Annotated in this window: 23 protein-coding genes; 9 read left to right on the forward strand and 14 right to left on the reverse strand. The window is 75.3% G+C overall.

Annotation, left to right across the window (positions count from 1 at the left end; genetic code table 11):
* The first annotated feature begins 35 nt into the window (after positions 1–35).
* From I4I82_RS32565 to I4I82_RS32585, 5 genes are read left to right on the forward strand one after another with little or no spacing between them, the layout of a single operon-like run.
* Positions 36–1,199 (forward strand): HpcH/HpaI aldolase/citrate lyase family protein, encoded by a 1,164-nt coding sequence (locus I4I82_RS32565; RefSeq protein ID WP_218594315.1) that lies wholly within the window; start codon positions 36–38, stop codon positions 1,197–1,199.
* Positions 1,196–2,509: a phosphoribosyltransferase family protein gene (locus I4I82_RS32570; protein WP_218596365.1), complete on the forward strand. Its 1,314-nt coding sequence runs from the start codon at positions 1,196–1,198 to the stop codon at positions 2,507–2,509. The genes I4I82_RS32565 and I4I82_RS32570 overlap by 4 nt, the downstream gene beginning before the upstream one ends.
* Entirely contained in the window at positions 2,506–3,666 is a 1,161-nt protein-coding gene (locus I4I82_RS32575; protein WP_218596366.1) for a cysteine protease StiP family protein, read from the forward strand. The genes I4I82_RS32570 and I4I82_RS32575 overlap by 4 nt, the downstream gene beginning before the upstream one ends.
* Positions 3,663–4,502, forward strand: a complete 840-nt coding sequence (locus tag I4I82_RS32580; protein WP_218594082.1) for an HAD family hydrolase — start codon at positions 3,663–3,665, stop codon at positions 4,500–4,502. Before I4I82_RS32575 ends, I4I82_RS32580 begins: the two co-directional genes overlap by 4 nt.
* A 30-nt stretch (positions 4,503–4,532) precedes the next feature.
* Complete coding sequence (locus tag I4I82_RS32585) at positions 4,533–4,988, forward strand: tellurite resistance TerB family protein (protein ID WP_218594081.1); 456 nt, start codon at positions 4,533–4,535, stop codon at positions 4,986–4,988.
* Between the two features lie 75 nt (positions 4,989–5,063).
* Here I4I82_RS32585 and I4I82_RS32590 read toward each other — a convergent pair whose 3' ends face one another.
* The 4 genes from I4I82_RS32590 to I4I82_RS32605 form a co-directional block, all read right to left on the reverse strand.
* Entirely contained in the window at positions 5,064–5,642 is a 579-nt protein-coding gene (locus tag I4I82_RS32590) for a TerD family protein (RefSeq protein WP_218594080.1), read from the reverse strand.
* Entirely contained in the window at positions 5,639–6,772 is a 1,134-nt protein-coding gene (locus I4I82_RS32595; protein ID WP_218594079.1) for a DUF475 domain-containing protein, read from the reverse strand. The genes I4I82_RS32590 and I4I82_RS32595 overlap by 4 nt, the downstream gene beginning before the upstream one ends.
* A 153-nt stretch (positions 6,773–6,925) precedes the next feature.
* Positions 6,926–8,962 carry a hypothetical protein gene (locus I4I82_RS32600; protein WP_218596367.1) on the reverse strand — a complete coding sequence of 679 codons (2,037 nt, stop codon included), beginning with the start codon at positions 8,960–8,962 and terminating at the stop codon, positions 6,926–6,928.
* Positions 8,959–10,656 carry an Hsp70 family protein gene (locus tag I4I82_RS32605; RefSeq protein ID WP_218593644.1) on the reverse strand — a complete coding sequence of 566 codons (1,698 nt, stop codon included), beginning with the start codon at positions 10,654–10,656 and terminating at the stop codon, positions 8,959–8,961. The genes I4I82_RS32600 and I4I82_RS32605 overlap by 4 nt, the downstream gene beginning before the upstream one ends.
* A 29-nt stretch (positions 10,657–10,685) precedes the next feature.
* Here I4I82_RS32605 and I4I82_RS32610 point away from each other — a divergent pair, with 29 nt between their 5' ends.
* Positions 10,686–11,132 (forward strand): nucleotide exchange factor GrpE, encoded by a 447-nt coding sequence (locus I4I82_RS32610; RefSeq protein ID WP_218593645.1) that lies wholly within the window; start codon positions 10,686–10,688, stop codon positions 11,130–11,132.
* Between the two features lie 123 nt (positions 11,133–11,255).
* Here the strand turns inward: I4I82_RS32610 and I4I82_RS32615 are convergent, their stop codons facing one another.
* From I4I82_RS32615 to I4I82_RS32645, 7 genes are all read right to left on the reverse strand, one after another.
* On the reverse strand, positions 11,256–12,023 hold the full coding sequence (locus tag I4I82_RS32615; RefSeq protein ID WP_218593646.1) for a YebC/PmpR family DNA-binding transcriptional regulator: 768 nt from the start codon (positions 12,021–12,023) through the stop codon (positions 11,256–11,258).
* A 106-nt stretch (positions 12,024–12,129) separates the two neighbouring features.
* Positions 12,130–12,783 (reverse strand): glycosyltransferase, encoded by a 654-nt coding sequence (locus tag I4I82_RS32620; protein ID WP_226370387.1) that lies wholly within the window; start codon positions 12,781–12,783, stop codon positions 12,130–12,132.
* On the reverse strand, positions 12,762–13,253 hold the full coding sequence (locus tag I4I82_RS32625) for a glycosyltransferase (protein WP_226370388.1): 492 nt from the start codon (positions 13,251–13,253) through the stop codon (positions 12,762–12,764). The genes I4I82_RS32620 and I4I82_RS32625 overlap by 22 nt, the downstream gene beginning before the upstream one ends.
* A complete protein-coding gene (locus I4I82_RS32630; RefSeq protein WP_218593648.1) occupies positions 13,240–14,058 on the reverse strand; it encodes a carbon-nitrogen hydrolase family protein in 819 nt (272 codons plus the stop codon). Before I4I82_RS32630 ends, I4I82_RS32625 begins: the two co-directional genes overlap by 14 nt.
* A 16-nt stretch (positions 14,059–14,074) precedes the next feature.
* On the reverse strand, positions 14,075–15,496 hold the full coding sequence (locus I4I82_RS32635; protein ID WP_226370389.1) for an MSMEG_0567/sll0787 family protein: 1,422 nt from the start codon (positions 15,494–15,496) through the stop codon (positions 14,075–14,077).
* On the reverse strand, positions 15,466–16,539 hold the full coding sequence (locus tag I4I82_RS32640) for an MSMEG_0568 family radical SAM protein (RefSeq protein ID WP_226370390.1): 1,074 nt from the start codon (positions 16,537–16,539) through the stop codon (positions 15,466–15,468). The genes I4I82_RS32635 and I4I82_RS32640 overlap by 31 nt, the downstream gene beginning before the upstream one ends.
* Positions 16,540–16,548: 9 nt before the next feature.
* On the reverse strand, positions 16,549–17,070 hold the full coding sequence (locus I4I82_RS32645; RefSeq protein WP_218594870.1) for an MSMEG_0572/Sll0783 family nitrogen starvation response protein: 522 nt from the start codon (positions 17,068–17,070) through the stop codon (positions 16,549–16,551).
* Positions 17,071–17,468: 398 nt separating this feature from the next.
* Here I4I82_RS32645 and I4I82_RS32650 point away from each other — a divergent pair, with 398 nt between their 5' ends.
* Positions 17,469–18,431 carry a hypothetical protein gene (locus I4I82_RS32650; protein ID WP_218596368.1) on the forward strand — a complete coding sequence of 321 codons (963 nt, stop codon included), beginning with the start codon at positions 17,469–17,471 and terminating at the stop codon, positions 18,429–18,431.
* A 142-nt stretch (positions 18,432–18,573) separates the two neighbouring features.
* On the opposite strand, the gene pdxT is transcribed toward I4I82_RS32650, so the two are convergent.
* Together pdxT and I4I82_RS32660 are read right to left on the reverse strand one after the other, a co-directional pair.
* On the reverse strand, positions 18,574–19,218 hold the full coding sequence (pdxT, locus tag I4I82_RS32655) for a pyridoxal 5'-phosphate synthase glutaminase subunit PdxT (RefSeq protein ID WP_218593076.1): 645 nt from the start codon (positions 19,216–19,218) through the stop codon (positions 18,574–18,576).
* Between the two features lie 60 nt (positions 19,219–19,278).
* Positions 19,279–20,688: an NAD-dependent malic enzyme gene (locus tag I4I82_RS32660; protein ID WP_218593069.1), complete on the reverse strand. Its 1,410-nt coding sequence runs from the start codon at positions 20,686–20,688 to the stop codon at positions 19,279–19,281.
* Between the two features lie 132 nt (positions 20,689–20,820).
* On the opposite strand from I4I82_RS32660, the gene I4I82_RS32665 reads away from it, so the two are divergent.
* Positions 20,821–22,926: an elongation factor G-like protein EF-G2 gene (locus I4I82_RS32665; protein ID WP_218593070.1), complete on the forward strand. Its 2,106-nt coding sequence runs from the start codon at positions 20,821–20,823 to the stop codon at positions 22,924–22,926.
* A 61-nt stretch (positions 22,927–22,987) separates the two neighbouring features.
* The gene (locus I4I82_RS32670; protein ID WP_218593071.1) at positions 22,988–24,172 is read left to right on the forward strand and encodes an MFS transporter; all 1,185 of its coding nucleotides are present in this window, start codon (positions 22,988–22,990) and stop codon (positions 24,170–24,172) included.
* On the opposite strand, the gene I4I82_RS32675 is transcribed toward I4I82_RS32670, so the two are convergent.
* Positions 24,141–25,529, reverse strand: a complete 1,389-nt coding sequence (locus I4I82_RS32675; protein ID WP_267461586.1) for an SDR family oxidoreductase — start codon at positions 25,527–25,529, stop codon at positions 24,141–24,143. The two genes, I4I82_RS32670 and I4I82_RS32675, sit on opposite strands and share 32 nt — an antisense overlap.
* Positions 25,530–25,536 lie beyond the last annotated feature (7 nt).

Consider the following 25,536-nt stretch of genomic DNA (forward strand, 5'->3'; position numbering starts at 1 on the left):
ACGGTGATGGAGACACAGGCGATGGAGGTACGGCGATGAGGCACTTCGGTTACCTGCCCGCGTCCGAGCAGGACGAGCTGTTCGAGCGTCCACCGGAGCACTTCACCCGCGACAGCGGGCTGGACCTGCTCTCGGTGGCGCTCGGCGCCACGCTCTACATCCCGGCCGACCGGCCCGCGCTGGTCGCCGACATCACCAAGCAGGCGGCCGCCGGCGTCACGTCGGTGGTCGTCTGCCTGGAGGACTCCATCGCCGACGAGCAGGTGGAGCACGCCGAGGAGAACCTCGTGCGCGCGTTCACCGAGCTGCACGCCGACGCGCACGCGGAGCTGCCGCTGCTGTTCGTGCGGGTGCGCGAGCCCCGGCAGATGCCCGCGCTGGTGGCCCGCCTGGGGCGGGCCGTGCGGATCCTCGACGGGTTCGTGCTGCCCAAGTTCACCGCCGCATCGGGCACCGAGTACCTGCACGCCCTCGACGACGCCGACCGCCTCGGCGGGCGCCGGCTGCTCGCGATGCCGGTGATCGAGTCCGGTGCGGTGCTCTACGCCGAGACCCGCGTCGACGAGCTGACGCGGCTGCGCGCGCTGCTGCACCGCGACCGCCGCCGCATCCTGGCCGTCCGCCTCGGCGCCACCGACCTGTGCGCCCTCTACGGCCTGCGCCGCTCCCCCGACCTGACGATCTACGACGTCAAGGTCGTGAGCAACCTGATCGCCGACGTCGTCAACGTCCTGGGGCGCGCCGACGGCACCGGCTTCACCGTCACCGGCCCGGTCTGGGAGTACTACGCCGCGGCCGAGCGGCTGTTCAAGCCGCAGCTGCGGACCACGCCCTTCGACGAGCACGACGAGCCGGAGCTGCGCAGCCGCCTGGTGTCGCGGGCGATCGACGGCCTGATCCGCGAGGTCGGCATGGACAAGGCCAACGGGCTGCACGGCAAGACCGCGATCCACCCGAGCCACGTGGCCGTCGTCAACGCACTGTCGGTGGTGTCGAGCGAGGAGTACCGCGACGCGAGCGCCGTCCTCGGGGCCGGGCGCGCCAGCGGCGTCATGGCGTCGGGGCACGGCAACAAGATGAACGAGATCCGTCCCCACATGGCCTGGGCCCGGCTCACCGCCCTGCAGGCGCGGGTGTTCGGGGTCGCGCGCGAGGGCGTGTCGTTCGTCGACCTGCTGGCCGCGAGCCTGCCGCGGTGACCCTCTCCACGTCCTCCGTGGCCGACCGGCTCGGCGTGCGGGTGCGCGCCGCCGGGCCCGGCGCCGACCCCGGGGTGCTGCTGGGCCTCGCGCTGCGCCGCAACCCGCGCCGCGCCCAGCTCCTCGTCTCCCGGGTGCTCGGCAAGCACGTGCCGACCGATCCGCGGCTGGTGCGGGCGGGTGGGCTGCTGCTGGGCGGGCTGGTCGCCGACGTGCTCGACGGCCGGGAGCCGCGGGCGCTGCCGGTCGACCTGCTGCACGCCGCCGTCCGCGGGGAGCGGGGCGCGGCGATCACGCTGGGGCTCACCGCGGGGGCGCCCCGGTCGGTGGTCGACGCGCTGGTCCTGGGCTACGCCGAGACCGCCACCGCGCTCGGGCACACCGTCGCCGAGGCGCTGACCGCCGACTACCTGCACTCCACGCGGCGGGCGGTGCCCGGCGTCGCGTCGGCGGGCGGGTTCAGCGAGGAGCACTCGCACGCCACCGACCACCTGCTGCTGCCCGCCGATCCCGCCCTGCTGCGCGGCGGGCGTCCGCTGGTCCTCGTCGACGACGAGCTGAGCACCGGCCGCACGGTCCTCAACACGATCACCGCCCTGCACGCCGTCGCGCCGCGCGCGCGGTACGTCGTGGCGACGCTGGTGGACGCGCGGCCGGAGGGGTCCTCGTTGGTCGACGACGTGACGGCGCTCGGGGCGCGGCTCGACGTGGTCGCGCTGTGCCGGGCAGAGGTCGACCTGCCCGGCGACGTGCTCGCCCGCGCCGACGCCGTCCGCGCCGGGCTGGCGCCCGAGCGGCCCAGCCCGACACGGTCGCCGCGAGAGCCCGACTCGCGGGTGGTCCTGGACCTCCCCGAGGGCCTCCCCGCCGGTGGGCGCCACGGCTTCCTCGCCGCCCACCACGGCGTTCTCGACGCCGCACTGCCCGCGCTGGCCCGCTCGCTGGGCGTGCGGCCCGGCGAGCGGACGCTGGTCCTGGGCACCGAGGAGCTGATGGCGCTGCCGCTGCGGCTCGCGCAGACCCTGGCCGACGCCGGGTGCGCCGTCGCGTTCTCCACGACCAGCCGCTCCCCCGCCGTCGTCGTCGACCAGCCGGGCTACGCCCTGCGCACCGGGATCACGTTCTGCGCGCACGACGACCCGTCGGACGGGCCCGGCCCGCGGTTCGCCTACAACCTCGGCGGACCCGGCTCCTTCGACCACGTCGCCGTGGTCGTCGACCCGCCCGCCGACACCCCCGCCCTGCGCGCGGGCCTGCTCCCCGCCCTGGCCCCGCTGACCCGGAGGACCACCCTGGTGATCACGCCATGACGAGCACCCCCGAGCCCCTGCGCACCCCGGAACCCCTGCGCGGTCCCGCGTTCGGCAGCTACGCCGCCGACGAGGTGGGCTGGCTGCTCACCGACCTGTCCGGCGTCGAGCTGGAGGCGCCCACCGAGGAGCGCGAGGAGGCCGTGCAGAGCGGCGGGGCGCACTACGCGGAGTCGCTGCCCGTGGAGTTCCAGCCCGACGAGGCCTACCTGACGGTGTACCGCTCCGCGCTCGACGCCACCGCCGCGCGGCTGGCGCGGGCCGTCGGCACCGTCACCGAGCTGGTCCTGCGCGAGCGCGGCCCCGGTGTCGTGCTGGCGTCGCTGGCGCGGGCGGGCACCCCGGTCGGCATCCTGCTGCGACGCTGGGCGCAGGCCCGCCACGGCGTCGACCTGCCGCACTACGCCGTCTCGATCGTCCGCGGCCGCGGCATCGACACCCTCGCGCTCGCCCACCTCGCCGAGCACCACGACCCGGCGCGCGTCGTGTTCGTCGACGGCTGGACGGGCAAGGGCGCGATCAACCGCGAGCTGGCCGCGGCGCTGGCCGGCACCCCGTTCGACCCCGACCTCGCCGTCCTCGCCGACCCGGGCCGCTGCGCGCGCACGTTCGGCACCCGCGAGGACTGGCTCATCGCGTCGGCCTGCCTCAACTCGACGGTGTCCGGGCTCGTCTCGCGCACCGTGCTCAACGACCGGCTGATCGGGCCCGGGCAGTACCACGGCGCGAAGTTCTACCGGGAGCTCGCGGGCGCCGACGTGTCGAACGCGTTCCTCGACACCGTCACCGCCGCGTTCCCGCTGGTCGACGACACGTCCGAGCCGCCCGACCGCGAGCCCGACCACGCCGGCTGGGCGGCGGTCGAGCGGATCGTCGACGAGCACGGCATCGGCGACGTCAACCTCGTCAAGCCCGGCGTCGGCGAGACCACCCGCGTGCTGCTGCGCCGCGTGCCGTGGAAGGTGCTGGTGCGGGCCGGCGCGCCGGAGGCCGACCTGGCGCACGTGCGGCTGCTGGCCGCGCAGCGCGGCGTGCCGGTGGAGGAGGTCGGCGACCTGCCCTACAGCTGCGTCGGGCTGATCCACCCGCGCTACACCCGGGGCGCCACGGGGGCCGACGGGCGGGCCGTGCCGGCCGAGGGCGCGGCGTCGCGGTGATCGTCGCCTGCCTCGACCTCGACCGCACCGTCATCTACTCCGCCGCCGCGCTGGACCTGCGGATGCCCGACCACGAGGCCCCGCGGCTGCTGTGCGTCGAGGTCTACCGCGGGGTGCCGCTGTCGTTCCTCACCGAGGACGGCGTGGCGGCGTTCACGGCGCTGCGCGAGGTCGCCGAGGTCGTCCCGACGACGACCCGCACGCCCGAGCAGCTCGCCCGCGTGCACCTGCCCGGGCCGCCCCCGCGGTACGCGATCGCGGCCAACGGCGGACACCTGCTCGTCGACGGCGTCCCCGACCCCGACTGGGCCGCGGTCGTCCGCCGGCGCCTGAGCGGGTGCGCGCCGCTGGCCGAGGTCGAGTCGCACCTCACCGCCGTCAGCGGCACCTTCGTGCTCAACCGCCGTACCGCCGACGACCTGTTCGCCTACGCCGTCGTCGACCGCCCCACCCTGCCCGACGGCTGGGTCGACGCCCTGGGCGCCTGGTGCGCCGAGCGCGGCTGGACGGTGTCGCTGCAGGGCCGCAAGGTCTACGCGGTGCCGCGGGCGCTGACGAAGTCGGCCGCCGCGCGGGAGGTCTGCGCCCGCCTCGGCGCCGGCACGCTGCTCGCCGCGGGCGACTCCCTGCTCGACGCCGACCTGCTCGCCGCCGCCGACCGCGCCGTCCGCCCCGCCCACGGCGAGCTGCACGACACCGGGTTCACGCTCGACACCCTCACCGTCACCTCCGCGAGCGGTGGTGCCGCCGGTGCGGAACTCCTGGGCACCCTCCGGGAGTTGGCAGTGCGGATGTCGGCGGTGCGGAGCCGCCTGCCGGCGCATGGCAGGGTGTGAACCCTCCGACGAGAGGACGATTGCGACACCATGGGCTTCTTCGACCAGCTCAAGACCCGGATGGCCGGGCTGCAGGCCACGGCGACCACCGAGGTCGCCAAGTTCAAGTCCAAGGACTTCGCGAAGGCGAGCATGGCGATGTGCGCGCTCATCGCCGCCGCCGACGGCACCATCAGCGCCGAGGAGCGGCGTAAGACCGCGGGCTTCATCGGCAGCAACGAGGCGCTGAAGGTCTTCCAGCCCAGCGAGCTGCAGGACCACTTCACGTTCTACGCCTCGAAGCTGGAGTCCGACTACGAGTTCGGCAAGCTCGAGGCCATCGCCACGATCGGCAAGCTGAAGAAGGACCCGCCCGCGGCGCGCGCCGTCATCCAGGTGGGGATCATCGTCGGCGGGGCCGACGGCGACTTCGACAAGGACGAGCAGCAGGCCGTCCGCGAGGCGTGCCTGGCGGTGGGCATCGCCCCGTCCGAGTTCGACCTCTGACACGCCCGTGAGCGGCGATCGTGGCCAGGGCCACGATCGCCGCTCACGAGGTGCTGCGGGTCAGAGGGCGCGGCGCTAGAGGTGCGCGGCCGTGGCCGGCAGCAGGTCCTGGAACGTCCGGCCCGACGCGATCGCGCCGATCGCCGTCATGCTCCAGCCGCCCTGGCCGTCGCGGCTCACCTTCGCCATGATCTGCGCGTTGTGCTTCCCCGAGCCCGAGAGCTCGTAGCGCGCCAGCTCCTCGTCGGTCGTCTCGTCGACGAGCCGGCAGAACGCGTTCTCGATCTGCGAGAAGTCCTGGCCGGTGAACGAGTTCACCGTGAACACGATCTGCGCAACGCCGGGTGAGAGCCGCCCGAGGTCGACGACCACCGACTCGTCGTCGCCCTCGCCCGCACCGGTGAGGTTGTCGCCGGTGTGCCGGACGGAGCCGTCCTTGCTGAGCAGCTGGCTGAACCACACGGCGTCGACGAGCGCGCCGGAGGCGTCGAACAGCAGCGCCGAGGCGTCGAGGTCGATCGACTGGCTGCGCGAGCCGAACAGGCCGCGCTTCTTCACCGCGTCCCAGCCCAGACCCATCCGCACGACCGACAGCGAGCCGCCACCGCGCTTGGCCAGCGAGACGCGCTGGCCCTTCTGCAGGCTGACGGTCACTTCGCCGCCAGCTCGTCGGCGGTCTTGTGGGTGTTCACGCCCTCGGCCTCGAGCCGCCGGTTGCGCAGGATGCTCGACAGCAGCGCGGCACCGATGAACGCGACGCCGATGAGGCCGGTGAGGATCTCGTTGACGTGGTAGCCGATCCCGACCAGCAGGATGACGGCGAGCGCGCCGATCGCCCAGTGCGCGCCGTGCTCGAGGTAGACGTAGTCGGCCAGCGTGCCCTTGCGGACCAGGAACACGGTGAGCGAGCGGACGAACATCGCGCCGATCAGGCCGAGGCCCAGGGCGATGATGATCGGGTCCGGGGTGATGGCGAACGCGCCGATGACGCCGTCGAAGGAGAACGCCGCGTCGAGCACCTCGAGGTAGAGGAACAGGAAGAAGCCGGCCTTGCCGGTGGCCTTCGCGAGGTTGCTCGGGCCGCCCGACCCGTTGGAGGCGGGCTCCGCGCCCTCATCGCCCTCGACCTCCTCCATCTGCGCCTGGCCGGCCTGTTCGAAGAACTGGCCCAGACCCTGCACGGCGAGGTAGGTGATCAGGCCGAGCGAGCCGGCGAGCAGCACGACGGCGGGGTCCTCGGCGAGGAACTGCGAGAGCAGCACCAGCGCGAGCACGGCCATGACGATGGAGATCCGCTCGATCTGCCCGATGCGCGAGAGGAACTTCTCGATCGGCTGCAGCCACTTGATGTCGCGGTCCTCGAACATCCAGTCCAGGAACAGCATGAACAGGAACATGCCGCCGAACGCGGCGATCTGCGGGTAGGCCTCGTCGAGCAGCGCCGCGTAGCTGGTGGGGTCGCTCTCCGGGCGCTGCTCCAGCGCCAGCGTCAGCGACTCCACCGGGTTCAGCCCGGCCGTGACGGCCACGATGACCAGCGGGAACACCAGCCGCATGCCGAACACGGCGATGAAGATGCCGATGGTGAGGAAGATCTTCTGCCAGAACTCGCTCATCCGCTCGAGGATCGTGGCGTTCACGACCGCGTTGTCGAACGACAGCGAGATCTCCAGAACGCCGAGGATCGCGCAGAGGATCAGTGCCGTCCAGCCGCCGTACAGGAAGGCGATGACGAGCGACACGACCGTCACCGCGTACGACCAGCCGAAGATGCGAAGGTTCATGTCCTGATGGTCCTGTTCCCCTGTGGCCTCGAAGTTCGCGACCGATGTCCGATCGGCACGGATGCGACGTCACGGTAGCCGGTGCCGATCTCCACGCTCGTGTTGCGCCGTCCCCAGTGTGCCCGCAATCGCCGCGCGCAGTCCGGTGGGCTCTCAGGCCGGCGCGTCCGTCGACGCCACCTCGGCCGAGCGCTCGCCGCCGACCGACGCGCTGACGGTGTAACCGGGCACCGGTCCGTCCGGGGCGCCGCCGTCCTCGATCTCGTGGTCGCGGGTGCGTCCGACGACCCGCCAGCGGCCCCCGGGCAAGGCGCAGCGCACCCGGAACTCGGCACCGGGCGGCCCGGTCCAGCGGACGACGACCGAGCCGGTGGGGCCGCGCTCGGCGCGGACGGCGCTCGGGGCGATGGTGGCTCCACCCACCGCGACCACCACCTGCGGGGTCGGGGGCGTCTGCTCGTCCGACCGCACCGCCGCGGAGCTGCGCCCGGCCTGCACCGCCTCCACGGCGTACACCGGCGCCTCCACCGCGGGCGGAGCGCCGCCGTCGAGCACCGAGGTGTCGGTGACGCGCCCGACGACCTGCCACGACCCGTCAGGACGACGCCGGGAGACCCTGTAGCGGACCTGCGGCGTCGGCGAGGCCTCCCAGACGACGAGGACGTCGCCGCGGCCGTCGCGCGCGGCGCGCACCCAGGCGGGCGGCTCGACCGGGATCGCGGCCAGCGCGGCCTCGGCGCCCGGGTGGCCGGGGCAGGTGCCGAGGACGGCGAGCAGGGCCGCGGCCCGGTCGGCCGCGGGCCCGGCGAGGGCGGCGGCGACCGCGGCGTCCGCGCGGGCGACGTCGCGACGCACCCGCGCGAGGAGGTCGTCCAGAGCGCCGCCGCGGGGGTCGGGGACGTCGCGGGCGGTGCGGTCGAGGTGCTCCAGGTGCTCGGCGGCCTCGGTGGAGCGCCGCGCGTCGACGGCGGCCGACGCGGCGGTCCAGCGCCGCGCGGCCTCGTCGAGGACACCGGCGATCTCGTCGGCCACCGCCCGCACCGGCGTCGCACCCTCCGGGCCGGCGAGGCGCCGGGCGTCCTCGACGAGCCGACGCGCCTCGGACGGCCGCGCGGCGCGCAGGGCGGCGCGGGCGGCGCGCAGCGGAACCTCCCAGCCGCGCTCGTGCGGTGGGGCGGGTGTCGGGGCCGGCGGCGGGGCGGTCGGCATCGTGTCCGGCGCCGGGTCGGTCTCGACCGGCGCCCCGAGCTCCCGGGCGACGGCGGCCAGCACCGCCCGTGCCCGGGCGTCGTCCAGGCCCAGGGCGCGGGCCTCGTCGAGCAGGTGGGCGTGGTCCTCGGCCACGAGCCGGTCCTCCACCAGCACGGCGGCGCGGACGCGGGGGCGCAGGTGGTCGGTGACGTCGGCGGCCACCGCGTCGAGGTAGGCGGCGACGGCGGCAGCTCCCGGTTCCAGCAGCTCCGCGACGTGCACGAGCAGCTCGTCGACGACGGTCCGCAGCCGGTTGGGCGGCAGCTCGCGGGCCCGCGAGCGCCACGCCCCGGCCCCGGCGCGCACCTGCGGCTCCGACGCCGACGCGTCGAGGCCGAGCAGGGCGAGCAGCGTCGGCGGGGCGGGGGCGTCGGTGAGGCGGCCGAACTCGTCGAGCAGCGCGCGCACCTGCCGGCGGCGCTCGGCCGGGACGCCCGGCGTCCGCTCCCCGGCCGGCTCCCCCGCGGCGACCCGGCGGTGCCGGCGCAGCCGCGCGGTCACCTCCTCGGGGGTCAGCCCGGCCAGCGCGCCGACCTCGTGCAGCCCCTCGACCTTGTCGGCCGGGATCCCGCGGTGGCGGTCGACGAGCCGGGCGACCGCGGCGTCGAGCAGGGCGTAGCGCTCGGCGTCGCGCTGCTCGCGTTGCGCCCGGACCCGAGCGGCGGCGGTCCTGCGGCGCCCGGCGTCGAGGAGCTCGGCGCTGCGGGCGTCGTGCCCGGCCACGAGCTCGGCGGCGAGCACGCGGTACTTGGGGTGGTCGCGCTGGCGCTGCCAGAACCCCCAGACCGCGGCGACGCGCTCGGCGACCGCGGCGTCGTCGAGGTCGCCGTCGACGGGGAGGTCGTAGAGCTCGAACGGGTCGGAGGCCTCCGCGCCGCCGCGCTTCAGCACCGCGGCCAGCACGCGCCGTCGGTAGTCGGCGGGGTCGAACCCGTTCACTCCCGCCGCCGCTGCTTGCCGAGCCGGTCGCGCTCGCGGGCGACCTCGGCCTGCGAGAGCGTGGCGCCCGTCGTCACGGTGAGGGTCAGCGGCAGCCCGGCGTCGACGTGGAACGCGGTGACGTGCAGGACGCCGTCGAACCCCATCTCGAAGCTCACGTGCACCTCGCTGCCCGCGTCGTAGCCGGGCGGGATCCCGGTGATCTCGCCGGCGACCAGCACCTTCGCGTCCTCCGCGCGCGAGGACTCGGCCTGCCCCTGCTGCTCGACGACGGTCAGCGCGATCACCTCCTGGTCGGCGCGCACCGTGCCGAAGCTGCGGCTGGTGCGGATCGGGAGGCGGTCGTTGCGGTGCACCAGCCAGGTCGGTTCGAGCCGCCCCGCCGAGGAGTTGACGGCGAGCACGCCGAACCCGCGCGAGACGACGGTGTCGACGCGGACCTCCACCGCGCGGCGCACCTGCGACAGCGGCACGGCGTAGGCGTCGGCGACGCGGCGGGCGGCGTCGTCGAGGTCGGCGGGGGCGGCGTCCTCCAGCGACGCGCCGTCGCGCAGGCGCCCGCGCGTGCGCAGGTCGGCCGCGACCATCCGCTCGAGCTCCTTCTTCTCCCCGTACAGCGCGGCACCGCGGGCCACCGCGAGGTCGGGATCGTGCAGCTTCGCGTCGAGGTCGAGCTCGGTGCGCAGGGCGTCGGCCACGGCGGGCATGCGCGACGAGCCGCCGACGAGCAGCACGCGGTCGACGCGCGGCACCCCGCGGCGGGCGGCCTCGGCCAGGCAGGAGCGGGTGAGGTCGACGGTGCGCCGCAGCAGCGACGCCGTCATCGACTCCAGCTCCGCGCGGGTGAGCGTGACGGTCGCGCGGGCGCCGTCGTGGGTGATGACGACCTCGGTGCTCGTCGACTCCGACAGCGCGTGCTTGGCCCGCTCCGCGGCCAGGACCAGCGCCTGCGTGCCCGCGGCGTCGTCCATCGGGTCCTCGGCGGAGGGGTTCTGCTCGCCGAAGCGGCGGGCGAGGTGCAACGCGATGCGCTCGTCCCAGTCGGCCCCGCCGAGCTGGTGGTCGCCCTCGACGGCGAGCACGGAGATGCGCCGGTCGGCGAGCTCGATGACGGTGGCGTCGAACGTGCCGCCGCCGAGGTCGTAGACGAGGACGGTCTCGTGGGCCGGGGCGGGGTGGGACGAGGACTTCGACATCTCCGGCGAGCCGTCGAGCCGGGCGAAGCCGTAGGCCAGTGCGGCGGCGATCGGCTCGGACAGGACGTCGACGACGTCGAGGCCCGCGTAGGTCCCGGCGAGCACGGTGGCGCGCCGCTCCTCGTCGCCGAACCAGGCCGGGACGGTGATCACCGCGGCGGTCGGCGCCTCCCCCGTGGCGAACGCGGCGTCGGCCACCAGGGACTTGAGGATCAGCGAGGACACCGCCGGCGCCGACCAGCCCGTGCCGTGCGCGACGAACCGCCACTCCGCGTCGCCCATCCGCCGCTTGACCAGCGCGCACACGTGCTCCGGGTCGAGCCGGGCCTCGCGCCGCGCGCCCTCCCCCACGACGTGCTCGGTGCCGGAGGCGAACAGCACCACCGACGGCGTCGTCGGGGCACCGGACATGCCGGCGAGCACCTGCGGCCGACCGTCGGGGCCGGTGCGGGCGACGGCGGAGTTCGTGGTGCCGAGATCGATACCGTGGACGGCCACGCGCCGCACCCTAGCGATAGCGTCGGAGGGTGCCCACGGCCCCGGAACCCTCCGCCCGGGACCTCGCCGACAAGATCGACGACGTCGCCCGGCTGCTCACCCGCCAGTCCGCCGCGCTGGCCGCCCTCGCCGACGCGCCGGCCCCGGCGGGCCCGGACATGGCGCTGCTGGTCGACCTGCACGCCCTGTTCACCGACGCGAGCGCCTGCGCCGCCACCGCCCGCTCCCGCCGCGAGCGCACCGCCTTCGCCGCCGTCGCGGGCGGGCTGGAGCGCCTCATCGTCGGGCGCGGGGGCGCGGTGGTGGCCCCGGAGCCCGGTTCCGCGTTCCGCGGGACGCAGATGGAGGCGGCGGAGGTGGTGGCGACCGACGACCCCGCCGCCGACCGCACGGTGGCGGCGCTGCTGGAACCGGGCCTGGACGCGGGCGGTCGATCGGTGCGGCCGGCGCGGGTGGCGGTGTTCCGCACCCGCTGACGCGCGAATCGGTAAGCGGTGGCTGTTCGCGGCGGCCGTGACGACCACAGCGTCCCGAACGCGCCGCTCCCCCCGCGACTCGCGCGCAACGAGAGCGCGATTCGCGGGGGTGGCGGGGTGGGCTCAGCCCACCTCGGCCATCACCTCGTCGCTCACGTCGAAGTTCGCGTAGACGTTCTGCACCTCGTCGCTGTCCTCCAGCGCCTCGATGAGGCGGAAGACCTTGCGGGCGCCCTCGGCGTCGAGCGGGATGCTCATCGACGGGATGAAGGTGGGGTCGGCGGAGTCGTACTCGATGCCCGCGTCGACCAGCGCCGTGCGCACCGCGATGAGGTCGGTGGCCTCGGAGACGACCTCGAAGCTCTCGCCCAGGTCGTTGACCTCCTCGGCGCCCGCGTCGAGCACGGCGAGGAGCAGGTCGTCCTCGGTCAGGCTGGGCCCATCGGGAGTGGCCGCCTTCGGCACGATCACGACGCCCTTGCGCGTGAACAGGTACGCCACGGAGCCCGGGTCGGCCATCGCGCCGCCGTTGCGGGTCATCGCGACGCGGACCTCGGTGGCGGCCCGGTTGCGGTTGTCGCTGAGGCACTCGATGAGCAGCGCGACGCCGTTGGGGCCGTAGCCCTCGTAGGTGATCGACTGGTAGTCGGCGCCGCCCGCGTCCTGGCCCGACCCGCGCTTGAGGGCGCGGTCGATGTTGTCGTTGGGGACCGAGCTCTTCTTCGCCTTCTGCACGGCGTCGAACAGCGTCGGATTGCCCTCGAGGTCACCGCCGCCGGTGCGCGCGGCGACCTCGATGTTCTTGATCAGCTTCGCGAACATCTTGCCGCGGCGGGCGTCGATGACGGCCTTCTTGTGCTTGGTGGTAGCCCACTTGGAGTGGCCGCTCATCGCACACCCTCGCTGCGCTCGGGTGACGCTTCGCGTGGGCGCTGCGCAAACGATTCGCTCGCAAGCTCGCTCATGGTTGATCCCTTCCGCAAGTGCTCGGTCGAGCCTACCGGTGACCTCCCGCCGGCAACGAACGGTAGAAGTCCACGTGCCGAGCGGCGGCCTCGGACCAGGTGCACCGGGCGGCCAGCGCCCGTCCCGCGGAGCGCCGGGCGGGGTCGGGCGCGGTGAGGGCGCGGTCCAGCGCGGCGGCGAGCGCGGGCGGGTCGGCGGCGAACTCGGCGGCCCCGTCGAACGTCTCGCGCAGCACCGGCAGGTCCGACACCACCAGCGGCACCCCGGCCGCCAGCGCCTCCATCGCGGCCAGCCCGAACCCCTCCTTCGTCGACGGGAAGGCGAACGCGGCGGCCGCGGCGACGAGCGGCGGCAGCACGGCGTCGTCGACGGGACCGAGCACCACCGGCTCGACGCCGAGCGCGGCGGCCCGGGCCTCCCACTCCGCGCGGTAGGCGCGGTGGTCGAAGACCGTCTCCCCGCCCGCGACGACCAGCGCCACGTCCGGGTGCTCCCGCCGCAGCAGCGCATACGCCTCCAGCAGCGCGAGGCTGCCCTTGCGCGGCTCGATCCCGCCGACGGCCAGCACGTACCGCCCCAGCCGCGCCGACCACGCCGCGCGCGCCGGCGCCCCGGCCGGCCCGGCGGCCACGGCGAACCGGGCCGCGTCGACGCCGTTGCCGATCACCGTCGCCCCGATCCCCACCCCTCGCGCAGCTCCGCCGCGACCGCGGCCGAGACCGTGACGTGCGCGGACGGCTCGCGGATCGCGCGCTCGTGGCAGCGGGCGAGCTCGGGGGTCGTGAAGTGGTCGATGTGGTGGACGGTCCGGACGACGCCCGTGCGACCGGCCGCGGCCGCCGCGTTCGCGGTGATGCAGTCCTGGGCGTGCACGACGTCGTAGGCGCCCTCGAACGCGGCCCCGAGCACCGCGATCGACCGCAGGACGCGCTCGCCCACCGTCTCGCCGTCGATCCCGGGCAGCGGCACCAGCCGCACCGCGACCCGCGGGTCGACGGGCCGGAAGAACGCGCGGTCGCCGCCGCGGCCGAGGCTCCACACGGTGACGTCGACGCCGCGGTCGACGAGTGCCTCGGCCAGCGCCAGCGTGTGCACGACGCCGCCGCGGGGCTTCGTCGAGTACGTCAGCAGGGCGACGCGCTCAGCGGTAGGCACCGGGCCGCCGCTCGTCGAGGTGGTGCAGGACGCGCCGGGCCGACCCCACCTCGGCGTCGACGTCCACGTCCGCGGCCGCGATCCCGGCCTTCGCCCACGTGCGGGCCAACACGTCGCCACCGGGCCCGACCACCTTGGCCTGCCCCAGGAAGCGCATCCCGCCGAGCGTCCCGGTCTGGTTCGACGACACGAGCACGACCTGGTTCTCCGCCGCCCGCGCGCGGTCGTAGAGGTCGAACAGCCGCGACTGGCGGTCCTGGTTCACCCGCGACGCGCGGTGGGTGACGTTCGTGGGCCACGCCGACAGGCACGCGAGGACCTGCGCGCCGTCCAGGGCCAGCGCGCGGGCCGCCTCGGGGAACGTCTTGTCGTAGTCGATCAACATCCCCAGGCGTCCGACCGGGGTGTCGAAGGCGGTGAAGGCGTCACCCGCCGCGTAGACGCCCGACTCCCCCGGCGGCTGGTGCACCTTGCGGTGCGTGCCCAGCACGCCGTCGCCGTGCAGGCAGACGGCGGTGTTGTAGCAGCGGCCGCGGTCGGCCTCGCGGTAGCCGACGCACACGATCATGTCGCCGGCGAGCGCCCGCACGGCGAGCAGCGCGGGGTGGTCGGGCTCCAGCGCGGGCGGCGGCTCGGCGCCGGGGCCCAGCTGCGTGAGGTAGCCCCCGAGGGCGGCGTCGGGCAGGACGAGCAGGTCGACGCCGTCGCGGCGCGCGTGCCCGACGAGGGTGGCGACGCGCTCGACGGCGTGGTCGAGGTCGCGGCCGAACGCGGCGGCGACGGCCGCGAGCCGGGGCACCGTCAGGTCCCGCGGACGGCGGTCACGCCCGACCCATGCCGGTGACCGCGGCCGGGAGCGCGTCGGTCAGCTCGCCGTCGGGCCAGCGCAGCGCCACGCCGCCGCCGGGCACGAGCTCGCCGCACTCCGCGCCCGTCGCCGGTCCGGCGTCGAGGGCGGGGCGGCCGGCGTCGTCGGCGGTGAGGACGGCGAACCCGGGGAAGCAGGTGAGCCAGTCGCCCGCGGTGGCGCCGGCCGGGCGCGGGACGGCGGCGACGTCGAGCACGGCCCCGCAGCCGCCCGCCTCGGCCAGCATCCCGAGCGTGCCCGCGACGCCGGCCATGGAGACGTCCTTGGCCGCCGCCGGCCGGGCGGCGCCGACCGCGCCGAGCATCGCCCGCAGCTCGGACGTCCGGCGGGTGCTGGTGGAGTCCCACTGGCGCCCGGAGTAGCCGGGACGCCAGCCGCCGCCGAGGTCGGCGGTGAGCCGGACGCGCTGCCCGGGCCGCCCGCCCCCGCCGGGGACGGGCGCATCGGTGCGGCCCAGCGCCGTGACCGACAGCGCCGCGGGCACGCCGAGCTGCGTGTGACCGCCCAGGACCGGCACGTCGTAGGCGCGGGCGGCGTCGCGCAGTCCGGCGAGCACGCGGCCGACGAACGCGGCGTCGCGCCCGGCGACGGAGTCGAGCAGGCCGAGCGGGGCGGCGCCCATCGCGGCCAGGTCGTTGAGGTTGACGAGCACGCCGCACCAGCCGGCCCACTCCGGGTCGCGCTCGACCATCGACGGCAGGATCGCGTCGCACGCGGCGATGACGTCCGTGCCGGGGACGGGGGCGCCGTCGTCGCCAACGAAGCCCGCGCCGCCGAGGTGGAGGCCGTCGAGCAGGCCACCGAGGGGCTGCTTGCTCGCGGCCGCGGCGGCGAGGCGGCCGACCGGGGCGCGCATGAGGACGTGCGGACGCCCGGCGACGGTGACCTCGCGGACGCGGCGCCAGCCCAGGCGCGCGAAGTAGCGCTCGTTGGCCGCCTGCACCTCGGCGTCGAAGCGCAGGGCGCCCGCCGCCTCGGCGTGCGCGCGGGCCGCGCGGACCAGCGCCGCTCCGACCCCGCGCAGGCGGCGCCCCGCGTGGGTCACGGCGAGCCGGCCGCCGAACCACCAGCCGATGTCGTGATCGGTGACCGGTCCGAGTCGGACGCCGCCGAGAAGGGTGCCGTCGCGGTCGTGGGCGACGAGGACGACCAGGCGCGGGTCGTCGTCGCGGTCGTCGCGGTCGGTGCCGTCGGTCCCCGGGCCGCCGAACAGGCCCTGCTCCTCGACGAACACCTCCCGGCGCAGCGCGCGGTACGCCGCGACGTCGCCGGTCTGCTCGATCGTGAAGGCCGGGCGGGCGGGCGGGGCGCCGGTGAGGACCTCGCCCAGCCCGAGACCCGCCGTCATCCCCCGGCCGCCGGCAGCGCGCTGCACGCCCCGCAGGCGGCGCACCCGGCGCCCTGGTCGGCGCCCGACATCCCGGCGGCGCGCAGCAGGCGGGCCACGCGCGAGGTCACGTCGGCGACGACCTCGGCGGTCGGCCCGGCGGCGCCGTCGCGCACCGCGAGGGTGCCCGGCAGCGGCCGGAACGGCACGACGAACGGGTAGACGCCGCGCTCGACCAGCGACGCGGCCCCGGCCACGAGCTCGTCCGGGTCCTCCCCCAGCCCGATGAGCAGGTAGGTCGAGACGCGGTTGCGGCCGAACACGGCGACGGCGCGGTCCCACGCGGCCTCGTACTCGGCCATGGGCACCGATCCCTTGCCCGGCATCCACGCGCGACGCACGACGTCGTCGGTCGACTCGACGTGGATGCCGATGGACGTGGCACCTGCGGCCTTGAGCTCGTCGATGGTGTCGAGGTCGCCGGGGGGCTCGATCTGCACCTGCACCGGCAGCCCGGGCACGGCGTCGAGCACCGCGCGCACGCAGCGGACCAGGTGCTTCGCGCCGCGGTCGGGCCCGGCGGTGGTGCCCGTCGTGAGCACCATCTGCCGGACGCCGTCGAGCCGCACCGCCGCCTCCGCCACCTCGGCGAGCTGCGCCGGGGTCTTGGCGGCGACGGTGCTGCCCGCGCGCAGCGACTCCTCGATCGCGCAGAACCGGCAGCGCTCCGCCTCGGCGTAGCGGATGCAGGTCTGCACGACGGTGCTGGCCAGGACGTCGGCGCCGTGGAGCAGGGCGATCTGCTCGTAGCGGACGCCGTCGGCCGTGGTCAGGTCGTAGAAGGCGGGCCGGCGCACCGGCTCCGCGGCGACGCCCAGGTCGAGCTCGCCGTCGTAGATGCGGCCGTCGCGCACGACGTAGGGGCTGCCGGGGTCGATGGGGAGCGTGACGTTCGCACCGTCGATCACGAGGTGCCCGTCGTCGCTCGGCCCGGCACCCGGCCCGCGGCGGACCGCGGTGGGGGTCCGCACCCCCCGTACAGCCAGTGCCGACCTCGTCGTCAGCGGGATCCCGAGATCAACGATGCTCACGCCGGCCTCTCAGAACATGTAGGTGGAGTTGATGATCGCGCCCTTGCGGGCGTAGTGGATCAGGGCGTCCTGGACGTCGAGGGGGTGCGTCGGGATGACACCCTCGATGAGGTCCTCCTCGCGGGCGCCGTGCAGCGACAGGCCGAAGCGGCAGCAGTAGACCTTGCCGCCCTCGTCGATGAACGTCTTGAGCGAGCTGTTGATGTTGTGCTCGCCGGGGAACGCGGAGTTGCCGGTGGTCGGGAAGCCGCGGGTGGCCAGGCAGTTGAGCGAACCGGGGCCGTAGAAGTAGATGGCCGACTCGAAGCCCTTCCGCTGCGCGCGGGTGGCCTGCAGGATCGCGACGAAGCTGACCGACGACTCGTGCGCGATGCCGTGGACGAGGGTGAAGTAGGTCTCGCCGTCCTCGGCCTGGTAGTCCGGGAAGACCTTGGTGCCGCCGTAGATCGACGAGCCCTCCGGCAGCGACGGGTGCGCGATCTCCTCGAGGCTCTGCTTCTCGGTCTCGGTCAGTCCGACGGTCGTGGTCATGGTGGTGCCCTTCTGGTGGGGGTCCTGCGGAGGGGTTCGGCCGCGTCCGTCCCGGTCGTCGTCGCCCTGGGACCTCGTGATCGCGTGGGACAAGGACACAGCCGACGTGTGGCAGGGGCGTTTCCCCCGGAACAGCGTCGGGTTACGCGAGGGGGTGAGAGGTGACGGGCAGGAAAACCCCGCCGCAGCAGCGCCCGCCCCCGCCGCGCTCCTCCAGCGCCCCCGCCTTGTGACAGTGGAGTGGCTTTACTGTCACTGGGCGGCAGTAGAGCCACTTCACTGTCAGCGGGGGCGGGCGGGGCGGGGCGGGCTGCGGCGCGCGGGGCGGGAGCGGTCGACGCGGGGGCAGTTGTGCTGTTCCGCCACGGCGTGGCCGGGTCCGCGCTCATCCTCCCGGCATGAGACGAGGGTCCGGGCCCGACCGCGCCGCGCTGTGGGCGGCGTCGCGGGGTGGCGTCATCGCGGCGCGGGTACTGGTGGAGATGGGGCTGTCGGAGTCCACGGTGTACCGGCGCTGCCGCGACGGCGGGCCGTGGCAGCGCCTCGCTCCCGGCATCGTCCTGCTGTGCACGGGCGAGCCGACCGAGGACCAGCTCGTCACGGCCGCGCTCCTGCACGGCGGTCCCCGGGCGGTGCTCACCGGCCTCGCCGCCTGCCTGCGCCAGGGCGTTCGCCGTGGACCACCCGCGGGACGCAAGCTGCAACTGCTCGTGCCCGACGACCGCCAGGTGCGGCACACGTGGTTCGTGCGGGTGGACCGGACGCGGCACATGCCGGTGGCCGTCCGCCGGGGCGGGGTCCCGCTGGCTCCGCTCCCGCGGGCGCTGGCCGACGGATCGCGGACGCTGCGCGACGAACGCGAGATCGCCGAGCTCTTCTCCGACGCCGTGCAGCGGGGCCTGTGCACCGTCGCCGAGATCGCCGACGAGCTCGACGCCCACGGCCAGCACGGTTCGGCCACTCCGCGGCGGGTGGTCCGGGCGGTTCGCGACGGCATACGGTCGGCTGCCGAGCTGGACGCCCAGAAGCTGTGGGCCCGGTCCGGACTCCCGGAGCCGCTGTGGAACGTCGCGGTGCACGACGGGTCCGGCCGCTTCCTGGGCGTGGCCGACGCGTGGTGGGACGACGTCGCGCTCGCGTGGGAGATCAACTCGATCGCCTGGCACCTCAAGCCGGCGGACTACGCCCGGGAGCAGGCCAAGTCCGCCCGGTTCGCCGCGGCGGGGGTGGCGGTCCTGCCGACCGTCGCCCGACGGCTGCGCGACGACCGGCCGGAGGTGCTGCGGGAGCTGCGAGCCGCCCACGAGGCCGCGACCGGCCGCCCCCGCCCACCCGGCCTGCACTGGACCGAGCGGCGCTGAGCGTCCCCGCCCGCGCGCCGGCCCCCGTGACAGTGGAGTGGCTTTACTGCCACTGGACGCCAGTAAAGCCACTCCACTGTCACGGGGGCGGGGGTGGGGGTGGGGGTGGGGGTGGGGTGGGGCGCGGCGGGGGCGCAGGCCCTCAGGCCGCCGCCGTGCTCCCCGCCACCATCGCGCAGAACGCCGCGTGCACCCGGTGGTCGCCGGTGAGCTCGGGGTGGAAGGCCGTCGCCAGCACCGACCCCTGCCGCACCGCCACGATCCGGCCCGCGGCCGCACCGGTGCCCCGGCCCGCGACGGTGCGCTCGGGCACCGTGGCCAGCACCTCCACCCCGTCGCCCGCCGACTCCACCCACGGCGCGCGGATGAACACCGCGCGCACCGGGGCGCCGGGGACGCCGTCGACGTCGAGGTCGGTCTCGAACGAGTCGACCTGGCGGCCGAAGGCGTTGCGGCGCACGACGACGTCGAGGCCGCCGAGCTGCTCCTGGTCGGGGCGGCCGTCGAGGACGTCGCGGGCGAGCAGGATCATCCCGGCGCACGAGCCGTAGGTCGGCATCCCCGACGCGATGCGCTCGCGCAGCGGGTCGAGCAGCTCGAACGTCGTGAGCAGCCGGCTCATCGTCGTCGACTCGCCGCCGGGCAGGACGATCGCGTCGACGGCGTCGAGCTCCGACGGGCGGCGCACCGCCACCGCCCGCGCACCGCACGCCGTCACGGCGGCCAGGTGCTCGCGGACGTCACCCTGCAGGGCCAGCACTCCGATCACGGGAACCACGCCGACCAGGGTAATCGCCGTCCGCCGGGGCCCCCGGGCCCGAGGCCGGGGACCGTCGTCACACCGGCGTCAGACCGGCGCCACGTCCTTCTTCGCCGTCGCCGCCCGCACGGCCTCGGCGACGGCCGGCGCCACGGAGGCGTCGAACACGCTGGGCACGATGAAGCTCGCGTTCGGCTCGGTGACCACGTCGGCGATCGCGGCCGACGCGGCGAGCAGCATGGCGTCGGTGATGTCGCGGGCCTGGGCGTCGAGCAGCCCGCGGAACACCCCGGGGAACGCCAGCACGTTGTTGATCTGGTTCGGGTAGTCCGACCGCCCCGTCGCGACGACCGCCGCGTGCTGCAGCGCGACCGCCGGGTCGACCTCGGGGTCGGGGTTGGCCAGGGCGAACACGACGGCGTCGGGCGCCATCGTCGCGAGCTCGTCGGCGCCGAAGAGGTTGGGCGCCGAGACGCCGATGAACACGTCGGCCCCGACGAGGGCGTCGGCGAGGCTGCCGGTGGCGCCGGAGCGGTTGGTCATCGACGCGATGGAGGCCAGGTTGTCGTCGAGGCCGGGACGGTCGGCGTGCACGATCCCGTCGATGTCGACGGCGAGCACGTCACCCGCCGGATCCTCTCGACGCAGCCCCGACTGCAGCAGCCGGATGATCGCCGACCCCGCCGCGCCGACGCCGCACACCACGACCTTGCAGTCGGTGAGCTTCTTGTCGACGACGCGCAGCGCGTTGCGCAGGGCGCCGAGCACGACGACGGCGGTGCCGTGCTGGTCGTCGTGGAAGACGGGGATGTCGAGCAGCTCGCGCAGCCGCGCCTCGATCTCGAAGCAGCGCGGGGCGGCGATGTCCTCGAGGTTGATGCCGCCGTAGGCCGGGGCGAGGATCTGGACGGTCCGGATGATCTCCTCGGTGTCCTGGGTGTCCAGGCAGACCGGCCAGGCGTCGACGCCCGCGAAGCGCTTGAACAGCGCCGCCTTGCCCTCCATCACCGGCATCGCGGCGGCCGCGCCGAGGTTGCCCAGCCCGAGCACCGCCGACCCGTCGGTGACGACGGCGACGGTGTTGCGCTTGATCGTCAGCCGGCGCGCGTCGGCCGGGTTGGCCGCGATCGCCTGGCAGATCCGGGCGACGCCGGGGGTGTAGGCGCGGGAGAGGTCGTCGCGGTTGCGGAGGCCGACCTTCGACGTCACCTCGATCTTGCCGCCCAGGTGCAGCAGGAACGTCCGGTCGGAGACCTTGCGGACGTGGACGCCGGGCAGCCCCTCCAGCGCCGCGGTGATCTCCTGCGCGTGCGCCTCGTTCAGCGCGTTGCACGAGATGTCGACGACGAGCGTGGCGGTGGCCGCCTCGACCACGTCGAACGCGGTGACGACACCCCCGACACGCCCGACGGCCATCGTGAGATCGCCTGCCGCGCTCGCGGACGACGGGACCTCGACGCGGGCGGTGATCGCATAACCGGGACCGGGAACTGCCACGCGCGGAACCCTACCGCCGTGCGCGAGGGGGGCCGGGTTCTGTCCGTTGTGGTCCCGCCGCCGGAACCCTTGTCCCGCGACGGCCGCCGGGTGTGAGATGGAGCACACGTCGACGGGGACGAGGTGGTCATCATGGCCGGCAGAGCATCGGGAGCACGGACGCGGACGGTGGCGGCACCCGTCTCCCCCGCGCAGATCCGCAACGTGGTCCTCGTCGGGCCGTCCGGGTCGGGGAAGACGACGCTGGTCGAGGCGCTGCTCGCGCACACCGGCACGGTCCCGCGGGCGGGTTCGGTTGCCGACGGCACGACGGTCTGCGACCACGACCCCGCCGCGGTCCGCCAGCAGCGCTCGGTCGCGCTGTCCGTGGCGCCGGTCGTCCACGACGGCATCAAGATCAACCTGATCGACACCCCCGGCTACGGCGACTTCGTCGGCGAGCTCCGCGCGGGCCTGCGCGCCGCCGACGCCGCGCTGTTCGTCCTCCCCGCCGACGAGGGGCGCGAGGGCCGCATCGACCCCGCGACCGTCGCGCAGTGGGAGGAGTGCGCCGCGGTGGGGATGCCGCGGGCCGTCGTCGTCGCCCGCTGCGACGGGCCCCGCGCCGATCTGGAGGCCACCATCGCCGCCTGCCAGGCGTCCTTCGGTGACGGCGTCGCGCCGCTCTACCTGCCGATCCGCATCGGCGAGCGGCTCACCGGCATCTACGGCCTGCTCTCCCGCACCCCGGCCGGGCAGGCGCCGCCCGGCTCGCGCGAGGCGCGCGCGTCGCTGATCGAGGGGATCATCGAGCAGTCCGAGGACGAGTCGCTGATGGAGCGCTACCTCGGCGGCGAGGACATCGAGTTCGCGACGCTGGTCGACGACCTGGAGACGGCGGTCGCGCGCGGCGCGTTCCACCCCGTGGTGCCGGTGTGCGCGGCGGGCGGGATCGGGCTCGACGCGCTGCTGGAGGTGCTCGCGGGCGGGTTCCCGTCGCCGCTGGAGCACCCGCTGCCGGCCGTGTCCGGGGTCGACGGCAGCCCGCACGAGCCGCTCACGGCCGACCCCGACGGCCCGCTCGCCGCGGAGGTCGTGCGCACCGCCGCCGACGCCTACGTCGGGCGGGTGTCGCTGGTCCGCGTGTTCTCCGGGACGCTGCGGCCGGACACCGTGGTGCACGTGAGCGGCCATACCGCGGTTCCCCGCCAACGAGCGGGCGAGCACGACCACGACGACGACGAGCGGCTCGCGCACGTCCACGTGCCGCTCGGAGCCGCGCTGCACGAGGTCGACGCCGTGGTGGCGGGCGACATCGCGGCGCTGACGAAGCTGGGGTCGGCCGAGACCGGCGACACGGTCTCCGACGCCGCCCACCCGCTGCTGCTCTCGTGCTGGGACCTGCCCGAGCCGCTGCTGCCCGTCGCGGTCGTCCCGCGGACCCGCGGCGACGAGGACGCGCTGGTGCGCACGCTGGGCCGGATCGTCGCCGCCGACCCGACGCTGGTGCTCGAGCGCAATCCCGAGACCCACCAGACCGTGCTGTGGTGCATGGGCGAGGCGCACGCCGACGTCGTGCTGTCGCGACTGCGCGCGGGCGGCGCGGGCGGCTCCGGGATCGGCGTCGACACCGAACCGGTGCGGGTGCCGATGCGCGCCACGCTCGCCGGGCCGGCGCGCGTCACCGGGCGCCACGTCAAGCAGAGCGGCGGGCACGGGCAGTACGCGGTGTGCCACGTCGAGTTCGAGCCGCTGCCGCGCGGCGCGGGGTTCGAGTTCCGGTCCGCGGTCGTCGGCGGGGCGGTGCCGACGCAGTTCGTGCCCAGCGTCGAGAAGGGCATCCGCGCGCAGCTCGAGCGGGGCCTGGACGACGAGCGCCACCCCGTCGTCGACGTCCGCGCGACGCTGGTCGACGGCAAGGCCCACTCCGTCGACTCCTCCGACGCGGCGTTCCAGACCGCCGGCGCGCTGGCGCTGCGCGAGGCCGCGGCGGCGTGCGGCACGGTGCTGCTGGAGCCGTTCGACGAGGTCGTCGTCCGCATCCCCGACGAGCACCTGGGCGCGGTGCTCGGCGACCTCTCGGCCCGGCGCGGGCGCGTGCTCGGCACCGAGGTCGCGGGCCCGGGGCGCAGCGTGGTGCGCGCCGAGGTGCCGTGCACCGAGCTGCTGCGCTACGCGGTCGACCTGCGCGCGACGACGTCGGGCACGGCCACCTTCACCCGTGGGTTCGCGCGCTACGACGCGGCCACCGACCCGTGAGCGGAGACGAGTGCTCCATCACTCGTATCCACTCGCAGGGGTGATGGCGCATGATGGCCCGGTGCGACGGAACGCGGTGCTGCGGCTGTGGACGGCCGTGTTCGTGGTGGCCTTCGGGACGAACGTCCCGACGCCGCTGCTGCTGGTCTACCGCGATCTGCTCGGCCTGTCGTCGGATGCCCTGACCGGCGCGTTCGGCGTCTACGCGGCCGGGCTCGTACCCGCGCTGCTGCTCGCCGGCCCGGCGTCGGACCGCTTCGGGCGGCGTCCCGTCGTCGTGCCGTTCGTGGTGCTGTCGATCGTCACCTCGCTGCTGTTCCTCGGGGCGTCCGGGTCGGTCGTGCTGCTGTTCGTCGGGCGGTTCCTGCAGGGCGCGGTGTCGGGCGTGGTGTTCAGCGTCGGCACGGCCTGGCTCGGCGAGCTCGTCGGCGACTCCGCCCGCGCCGCCCGCCTCACCACCGCGGCGCTGGGCGGCGGCTGGGCGATCGGGCCGCTCGTGTCGGGACTGATGGCCCAGTGGCTGCCGCTGCCGACGGTGCTGCCCTACCTCGTGCACGTCGTGCTGATGGTCGTCGGGCTGGTGCTGCTGCCGAGCGTCCCGGAGACGCTCGCGCCCGCCGACCGCCGCCGCGGCAAGATCGTCGACCTCGGCGTCCCGCCCGGCGCGCGAACGGCGTTCGCGCTGGTCGTGCTGCCCGTCGCGATCGGGGTGTTCACGTTCCCGTCCACCGCGGTCACGGTCCTGCCGCTGCTGCTCACGCCCTCGATGCCGGAGATCGCGGTGGCGATCACCGGGCTCGTGGCCGGGGTGACGCTGCTGACGGGGGTGTTCGCGCAGCCGCTGGGGCGCCGCATCGGCTACGTCGCCGCCGGGCCCACCGGCCTCGCCATCGGTGCCGCCGGGTTCGGGCTGGCGCTGGTCGGCGTGGCCACCGGGGCGTGGCCGCTGCTCGTGCCGGTGGCGCTGCTGCTCGGCGTCGGCTACGGGCTGTGCCTGGCCGCCGGGTTGACGATGGTCGGCGAGCTCGCCTCGCCCACCGCCCGCGGCGCGCTGACCGGCACGTTCTACGCCTGCGCCTACCTCGGCTTCGGCGTGCCGCTGCTGCTCTCGGTGGCAGGCGGCGCCGACGGCTTCACGCGCCCGCTCGCCGTGCTGACGGTGATCGTCGCCGTGGCCGCGGCGCTGCTGGCGCTGCCCGCGGCCCGGCGGCTGGTCAGGCCGGCCGTGCCCGTCGACGCGCGGTAGTGCGCGCCACCCCGGCGATCGTCCGGGCCATTACGCCGAACACGAACTCGTGCGCGGGGAGCTGGGCGTACCAGTAGGCGCGCCCGGTGAGGCCGTCCGGCAGGAACCGCACGGTCTGCACGTAGCGACTGGTCAGGGCGTCGACGGGCTCGGCGCGCAGCTCCAGGAACACCGTCCCGGGCAGCTTCGTCTCCGCACGCAGCGTGAGCGAGCGGCCCTCGTCGACCTCCTCGACGCGCCACCAGTCCAGCGCCGCCCCCTTCTCCAGCCGCGCGGGCGTCGTGCGCCGGGCGCCGACACCCCCGAGCAGGCGGTCGATCCCGCCGCGCAGCGCCCACACCCCGGGCACGGTGTACCAGCCGTTCTCCCCGCCGATCCCGCGGATGACGTCCCACAGCACGCCCGCGGGAGCGTCGACGGACTCGACGTGCGCACTGTCGAGCTCGGGCTCGGGCAGGTCGGTGGCGACACGGCCGGCCGCGCCCTCCTCGGCCAGCGCGCGGCGCACCGCCTCGGCGTAGGGGGTGGGGCCGCCGGGCGGCGGGCCGTCCGGCGGGTCGTCCCGGACGATCAGGTCGTGGGCCATCGACTCCAGTAGCGGACCGGCCAGGTGCCGGTCGACGGGGGTCAGCGCCTGCACCGCCCGGGCGAACAGCCGCGGCGCGCTCACCGGCACCGGGAGCGTCACCGGCCGCAGGCGCCCCGCGGCCGTGGCGAACCCGGTCATCAGCTCGCGGAAGGACAGGACCTCCGCGCCGCCGATGTCGAAGGTGCGGTTGACGTCGTCGGGGAGGTCGAGGCAGGCGGTGAGGTGGTGCAGCACGTCGTCGATGCCGATGGGCTGCACGGCGTTCCACGCGCGGTCGGGCAGCGGCAGGACCGGGGAGATCGTGGCGAGGTGGCGGATCATCTCGAAGCTCGCGGAGCCCGCGCCGACGACGATCCCGGCCTGCAGCACGGCGGCGGGCACCGGCCCGGCCAGCAACGCCTCGCCGGTCTCGCGGCGGGAGGCCAGGTGCTCGGAGTTGGCGTCACCGGCCGGCTGGAGACCGCCGAGGTAGACGACGCGGCGCACGCCCGCGGCCCCCGCGGCGGCGGCGAGCTGCTCGGCGGCGCGGCGGTCGCGGTCGGCGTAGCCGGGGCCGTCCATGGAGTGCACGAGGTAGAACACGGCGTCGACACCGCGGCAGGCGCGTTCGGCGGCCGACGCGACGTCGCCGACGACGCGGTCGACGTCGTCGGCCCACGGCAGCCGGTCGAGCTTGGCCTCGTCCCGCACGAGCACCCGCACGGCGTGGCCGGCGGAGCGGAGGTGGGGCACGAGCCGGGCGCCGACGTAGCCGGTCGCCCCGATCACCAGACAG

It is taken from the genome of Pseudonocardia oceani (genome assembly GCF_019263585.2).
GTDB lineage: Bacteria > Actinomycetota > Actinomycetes > Mycobacteriales > Pseudonocardiaceae > Pseudonocardia > Pseudonocardia oceani.

Excerpts from the sequence above, each read along its gene's own strand:
- I4I82_RS32615 (WP_218593646.1), bottom strand. The coding sequence starts at position 12,023 with ATGAGCGGCCACTCCAAGTGGGCTACCACCAAGCACAAGAAGGCCGTC.
- I4I82_RS32645 (WP_218594870.1), bottom strand. The coding sequence starts at position 17,070 with ATGACCACGACCGTCGGACTGACCGAGACCGAGAAGCAGAGCCTCGAG.
- I4I82_RS32575 (WP_218596366.1), top strand. The coding sequence starts at position 2,506 with ATGACGAGCACCCCCGAGCCCCTGCGCACCCCGGAACCCCTGCGCGGT.
- I4I82_RS32565 (WP_218594315.1), top strand. The coding sequence starts at position 36 with ATGAGGCACTTCGGTTACCTGCCCGCGTCCGAGCAGGACGAGCTGTTC.
- I4I82_RS32595 (WP_218594079.1), bottom strand. The coding sequence starts at position 6,772 with ATGAACCTTCGCATCTTCGGCTGGTCGTACGCGGTGACGGTCGTGTCG.
- I4I82_RS32585 (WP_218594081.1), top strand. The coding sequence starts at position 4,533 with ATGGGCTTCTTCGACCAGCTCAAGACCCGGATGGCCGGGCTGCAGGCC.
- I4I82_RS32665 (WP_218593070.1), top strand. The coding sequence starts at position 20,821 with ATGGCCGGCAGAGCATCGGGAGCACGGACGCGGACGGTGGCGGCACCC.
- I4I82_RS32650 (WP_218596368.1), top strand. The coding sequence starts at position 17,469 with ATGAGACGAGGGTCCGGGCCCGACCGCGCCGCGCTGTGGGCGGCGTCG.